This is a genomic window from Coleofasciculus sp., from assembly GCF_046539235.1.
Lineage (GTDB): Bacteria > Cyanobacteriota > Cyanobacteriia > Cyanobacteriales > Coleofasciculaceae > Coleofasciculus.
Window position 1 is genome coordinate 1 of sequence record NZ_JBKHHI010000438.1, and the last position, 5,324, is coordinate 5,324.

General features: G+C 47.0%; 6 protein-coding genes. 4 read left to right on the top strand and 2 right to left on the bottom strand.

Going from position 1 to position 5,324, the window contains the following annotated elements:
• The first annotated feature begins 33 nt into the window (after positions 1–33).
• Positions 34–348 (top strand): hypothetical protein, encoded by a 315-nt coding sequence (locus ACLFWI_RS26165; RefSeq protein ID WP_446415353.1) that lies wholly within the window; start codon positions 34–36, stop codon positions 346–348.
• Positions 349–469: 121 nt separating this feature from the next.
• Here the strand turns inward: ACLFWI_RS26165 and ACLFWI_RS26170 are convergent, their stop codons facing one another.
• Entirely contained in the window at positions 470–1,174 is a 705-nt protein-coding gene (locus ACLFWI_RS26170) for an esterase/lipase family protein (protein WP_446415354.1), read from the bottom strand.
• A 41-nt stretch (positions 1,175–1,215) separates the two neighbouring features.
• Here ACLFWI_RS26170 and ACLFWI_RS26175 point away from each other — a divergent pair, with 41 nt between their 5' ends.
• The 3 genes from ACLFWI_RS26175 (at position 1,216) to rfbB (ending at position 4,553) form a co-directional block, all read left to right on the top strand.
• Positions 1,216–1,950 (top strand): precorrin-2 C(20)-methyltransferase, encoded by a 735-nt coding sequence (locus tag ACLFWI_RS26175; RefSeq protein ID WP_446415355.1) that lies wholly within the window; start codon positions 1,216–1,218, stop codon positions 1,948–1,950.
• Positions 1,951–2,013: 63 nt separating this feature from the next.
• Complete coding sequence (locus ACLFWI_RS26180) at positions 2,014–3,354, top strand: TonB family protein (RefSeq protein WP_446415356.1); 1,341 nt, start codon at positions 2,014–2,016, stop codon at positions 3,352–3,354.
• A gap of 125 nt (positions 3,355–3,479) precedes the next feature.
• Positions 3,480–4,553, top strand: coding sequence for a dTDP-glucose 4,6-dehydratase (rfbB, locus tag ACLFWI_RS26185; protein WP_446415357.1), 1,074 nt, complete (start codon positions 3,480–3,482; stop codon positions 4,551–4,553).
• Between the two features lie 322 nt (positions 4,554–4,875).
• Here rfbB and ACLFWI_RS26190 read toward each other — a convergent pair.
• Positions 4,876–5,324: tetratricopeptide repeat protein (locus ACLFWI_RS26190; protein ID WP_446415358.1), on the bottom strand; the 449-nt coding region annotated here is incomplete at its 5' end.

Here is a 5,324-nt window from a genome sequence, read left to right on the forward strand (position 1 = left end):
GGGTAAGTCGGTGGGAACAATTGCAGTAGGGGTTTGGTCACCAAACCCCAATTAACGTTGATTCGGGCGGGAGAACTGGTTCCCCTATTAATCCAACGGCAAGGGAATTTACAAGTGGCTAGCGCCAATGAAACCTGGCAAGCTAATGATCAAGTTATTTATCTACTGCATGATCCCAGACCTAAACTATTGAAACGCTTATCCGGTGGCAGTTCATCCTCCCGGCTGGCGGTAGAAAAGTTACCAGAAGTCGAGGAGATTCCGATTTCTGAACCTGTGGAAGAGAAAGCGGTTAAAGAAATTGCCAATAAACCTAAGGGTGAAAAAGAGGTGAAGGTTGAAGGGTAAGTCGGTGGGAACAATTGCAGTAGGGGTTTGGTCACCAAACCCCAATTAATTTTTATCAGGAAATCCCCAAAGTGATTTGGGGAAACCCACACCATAATCAAAGATTTGGTGTGGGAGGATGTCACATTAAATAGGGAACCCACGATTTTATTGGTTCCGGTGAACCATACCAAAGTCCCTGTCTGCGTGGTGAATGCAGCACCCCTTCTAAGGTGAGATTCACCGCCCCCTCTAAATGAGCCGCTTCAATGGGAGTAATCCCATCTCCCCAACAATTTCCGACTCCACAGGTTTGCTGATAACTGTTATACGCTAACCATTGACCCAAACGTCGTTGACCATAAATAGCTTTACCCGCGACACAAATATATTTAACCTGGGGATAAAATGCCCCCGGATAGTTGATTGCCACAAAATCTAGATTGCGTTTCGTCCAGCGCTCTTGGCTAGTATGAGGTGTCCCCAATGTTACCAGTGTGGCAATAGCAGGATAAGCATGCCATAATCCTGGGACTGAGGGTGTCACATCGCCATGAATATCATAGGGTTTTTCACCAAGATAGATTCGGGCAATCCAGCCTCCGGCGGAATGACCAATCAGGTTAACCTGATTGGCGTTGTAATCTGCCATCACCTGTTTCACGGTTTGGTCAAGTTGGCGTAATATGGGCAAGACTGAGCGACCACCTATCGTGGGAATCCAATCGCCTTGTCGTAGCGGTACAGTAACGGTAGGAAACCCTAACTGATTTAACGAGGCTTCTAATCCTCGATATTCAGTTGCCCCGGCAAAAAAACCCGGTAGAATAACAGTCGGTAGTGGCATTTTGGATTGTAGAGCTTTTTAATCAAACATAACAAATAATTATGGGGCAAGTTGGCACACTTTTCGGTCTGAGTGTCGGTCCAGGCGATCGCGAATTAATTACGCTTAAAGCCCTGCGTATCCTTAAACAAGCACCCGTGGTGGCGTTTCCTGCTGGGGTGAGGGGGAAATTGGGTATGGCTCAACAAATTATTGGGCAATGGTTAGACGCTCAACAGGTTCAACTGCCTTTAACATTTCCTTACGTCCAAGACCAAGACATTCTTACCCAAGCGTGGAAAGAAGCCGCCGAACAGGTTTGGCATTATCTAAACATTGGGCAAGATGTGGCGTTTGTTTGTGAAGGGGATATCAGTTTTTACAGCACGTTTACCTATTTGGCGCAAACCCTGCAACAGCAGCAACCCAGCGCCGTCGTACAAATGATTCCTGGCGTCTGTTCACCCATGGCAGCCGCCTCAGTGTTAGGATTACCGCTAACGGTACAGCGCGATCGCTTGGTGGTGCTGCCAGCTCTCTATAATGTAAAGGAACTGGAAACAATTTTAGACTGGGCGGATGTCATAGTCCTGATGAAAGTGAGTTCGGTGTATGAACAAGTCTGGCAGGTGTTGCATCACCGTCAATTATTGGACTCCGCCTGGGTAGTCGAACGCGCTACCCTACCGGAGCAAGTGATTTATCAAGATTTACGCGATCGCCCGACCCTAAAATTACCCTACTTTTCCATCATGATTGTCAACGTTACCCAATCCCTGAGTTCAATTAGACTCTAGATTATTTTTATTAAAACAAATAGAATTCCCGACAACCCCGCAACGGAGAGAATGATAACGGCTATGTCGAATCTCTTATTTAGAACGGTTTCCGAGAAACTCAATCAGCCAACCGGAATCGCGGTCATGGCATCGGTGGGTATTCATGTCATATTGGGGGTAACCTTACCCTTTTATGTCCCCGTTTTTTCCAATGAAGCGCCAACGACGCGGCGAACTGTACAAATGTTGGAATTAAGCGAAGCCGATTTGAGTCGCCTACCGGATTTATCGGTGCCAACGGTTCCCCCCTATATTTATCAGCAGACACCGTTAGAATCGCCATTCCCACCGCTTCCCTCTCTCCCCTCTCCCCCTCCCCAAGAGTCTTTGCCCCTTGATGGCACCATCTCGGTGGCTCCTCCTTCACAATCGTTAAAAATTCCGTCATCCTCCTCGACTCGGAAACGAACCCGAACCCGAATCTCCCGGAATCAACCGAGTACTCCATTTCCACCCATGAGGAGAAATCTAGGAATACCAGTTTTTCCTAGCCAACTTCCGCCACCGCCTCCCCGAGGAAATCCTGAATCGAGATCCACACAAATAGAGCCGACGCCGAGTATTGATAGTTTGGCAGCACAATTACGCGATGATCGCAACTCACCGGTGTTGACGAACCCAAGATCCCAACCACCGGAACCTCCCAGAGATAAAAAGCAGGTGGCTCTCAATTCAGATAACACTCCCCCAGCTAATGACGATGATTCAACCCCCAATCCGGAACAGACGCCATCAGAATCCGATCAGGAAGTAACCCAGAAACCCAACTCTGAACAACAGTCAGATAACACTAGCGCTGAAGCGGATGTAGAACCTCCACCCCTAAAACGCAGAACATTGATGGCTGAGTATCCCCAAGCTGCTTGCCAAAAGCAGGTTAATGGCAACGCCCTATATAGCGTCGTCGTAGGTACGGATGGCAAACCGACGAATTTACAACTCATGCAACGAGCCAGTGATCCCATTCTTGAGCAAAAGGCACAAGATACAATTCAAGCTCATCGTTTTCTGAATCGCACGGAACAGCCACAGGAATACCAAGTCTCTGTTGAGTTCTCTGATCAAGACAAGGTTTGTCCGAAGCCAACACCTCCCGAAGCCTCGGAGCAGACTCCTGAGGGTTCTAATTCAACACCCCAACCGGAGAATCCGGAGGCGTCTGAGGACTCGAATTCTAATAACTCTCCCTCTTCCAATCAGGAAACGTCTGATCGTGATCCGGTCAATTCTGGACAACCATCGCCATCAGACACAACCTCAGAGTCCGAGCCTCAAAAAGACCAACCTGAAGAATCAGCTAATCCAGCAGAGGAAACCCCTGAAGCCTCCAACCCGCCTGACGTAGTTGTACCGACACTCTAGCTCAAGATGGGCTTTCGCTATCAATTTTTGACCCGTCTCATCATTGATCCCCAACCGGATGTTAAGATGATCGACGGTTATAATTATCCCTTCCGAGATTACAGCAAAAAGGAACCCAAGTCATTATGCCTTCACGAGAACCTCGCCGCATACTAATAACAGGTGGAGCGGGGTTTATTGGCTCCAATTTCGTCCATCACTGGTGCGATCGCTACCCAGATGATCGAGTCGTTGTTCTCGACTTGCTCAGTTACGCCGGCAATCGCCGTAATCTAGAGTCAGTCGAGGGACGAGAAAATTTTCGGTTTGTACCGGGAGATATTTGCGATCGCACTCTCGTTGATGCCTTACTCCGCAGTGAGACGATTGATACCGTTGCCCACTTTGCGGCAGAATCCCATGTGGATCGCTCCATTTTGGGACCTGAAGCATTTGTGAGAACAAATGTTCTGGGTACATCAACTCTAGTAGAAGCCTTTCGCCAGCATTGGAAAAAGCGGGGATCTCTCAAGAGCGATCGCTTCCTCCATGTGTCTACGGATGAAGTATACGGCAGCTTAGGCCCAAATGACCCCTTGTTTAGTGAAACGACACCTTATCAGCCAAACAGTCCCTACGCCGCTTCTAAAGCCGGTAGTGATCACATCATTCGTGCCTATCATCATACCTACGGCGTACCGACGCTAATTACCAATTGCTCCAATAACTATGGTCCCTATCAGTTTCCTGAAAAGCTGATTCCTCTGATGTGCATTAACATCATGCTGGGTCAACCGTTACCCGTTTATGGGGATGGACAGCATGTGCGAGATTGGCTTTATGTTAACGATCACTGTCAGGCAATTGATTTAGTCATTCACCAAGGAACTCCTGGCGAAACCTATAACATTGGCGGTAACAACCAAATCAAAAACCTGGATTTGGTACAGATGGTTTGCCAGCTTATGGATGAATTAGCCTCGGATTTGCCAGTTTCTCCCAGTAAAAAGTTAATTACTTCTGTAAAAGATCGACCAGGACACGATCGCCGATACGGGATTGATGCTCGCAAAATTAAGGCAAAACTGGGTTGGACGCCTGAAGAAACCATTGAAGGAGGATTACGTAGTACCGTTGAATGGTATTTGACCCATCGGGATTGGTGGGAACCGTTGCTGTCGAAGGAGTATCAAGATTACTACCGGAAAATTTATGGTTAAATCAGCAAAGGATGTTTGCTGCCTCGTTGGGTGAGGATTAAGCTGTTCGGCGAACCAATTCACTCTTCCCTGCTCTGTAATCAATTGCGATCGTTTGGGGAGTGACGTGGCACACCTTGATTGTGAGATTAGCGCTCTTGTGTCCCTTTCGGAATGACAATAGAGCGTTAGCTTGGGTTTGTAGTCAGGGCTTTAGCCCTAGATTCTGTTGGGTTTCCTGGTGTCAACCCAACCTACAATTTAAACTTCTGTAAAAGATTTACCTAAATCTATATCAATCGTAGGGGTACGGCAATGCCGTACTCTTACCCTATGTACCTCTTTACGGCTGAATCTGTTGAATTTGGTCAAGGGCATTTTGATAAATTGTCATATTGCCCTGTTGTCTAGATAAATCTGTCGCCTTTTGGAAATCCGCGATCGCTTCTTCTTCGTTACCGAGTCGAACACGGGCAAGCCCCCGATAATAATAGGCTTGGGCGTAGTTGGGATTAATCTCAATCGCTTGGTTTAAGTCAGCAAGTGCTGTTTGCAGATTGTTCTGTTGCAGACGGATAAACCCGCGATTCGAGTATCCTTGGGCATAATTAGGATTAATGGCAATCGCCCGATTAAAATCAGCAATTGCTTCCTTAATTTTCCCCTGTTCTAAACGAGCATTTGCTCTGTTGTTGTAGACTAAAAATAGGTTGGAATTAATCTCATTTGGATTAATCTCAATAGCTTGATTAAAATCAGCAATCGCTTTTTGAAGATCTCCTGTTCTTAGAT

Coding starts and splice junctions, on each gene's coding strand:
- ACLFWI_RS26170 (WP_446415354.1), bottom strand. CDS start 1,174: ATGCCACTACCGACTGTTATTCTACCGGGTTTTTTTGCCGGGGCAACT.
- ACLFWI_RS26175 (WP_446415355.1), top strand. CDS start 1,216: ATGGGGCAAGTTGGCACACTTTTCGGTCTGAGTGTCGGTCCAGGCGAT.
- ACLFWI_RS26180 (WP_446415356.1), top strand. CDS start 2,014: ATGTCGAATCTCTTATTTAGAACGGTTTCCGAGAAACTCAATCAGCCA.
- rfbB (WP_446415357.1), top strand. CDS start 3,480: ATGCCTTCACGAGAACCTCGCCGCATACTAATAACAGGTGGAGCGGGG.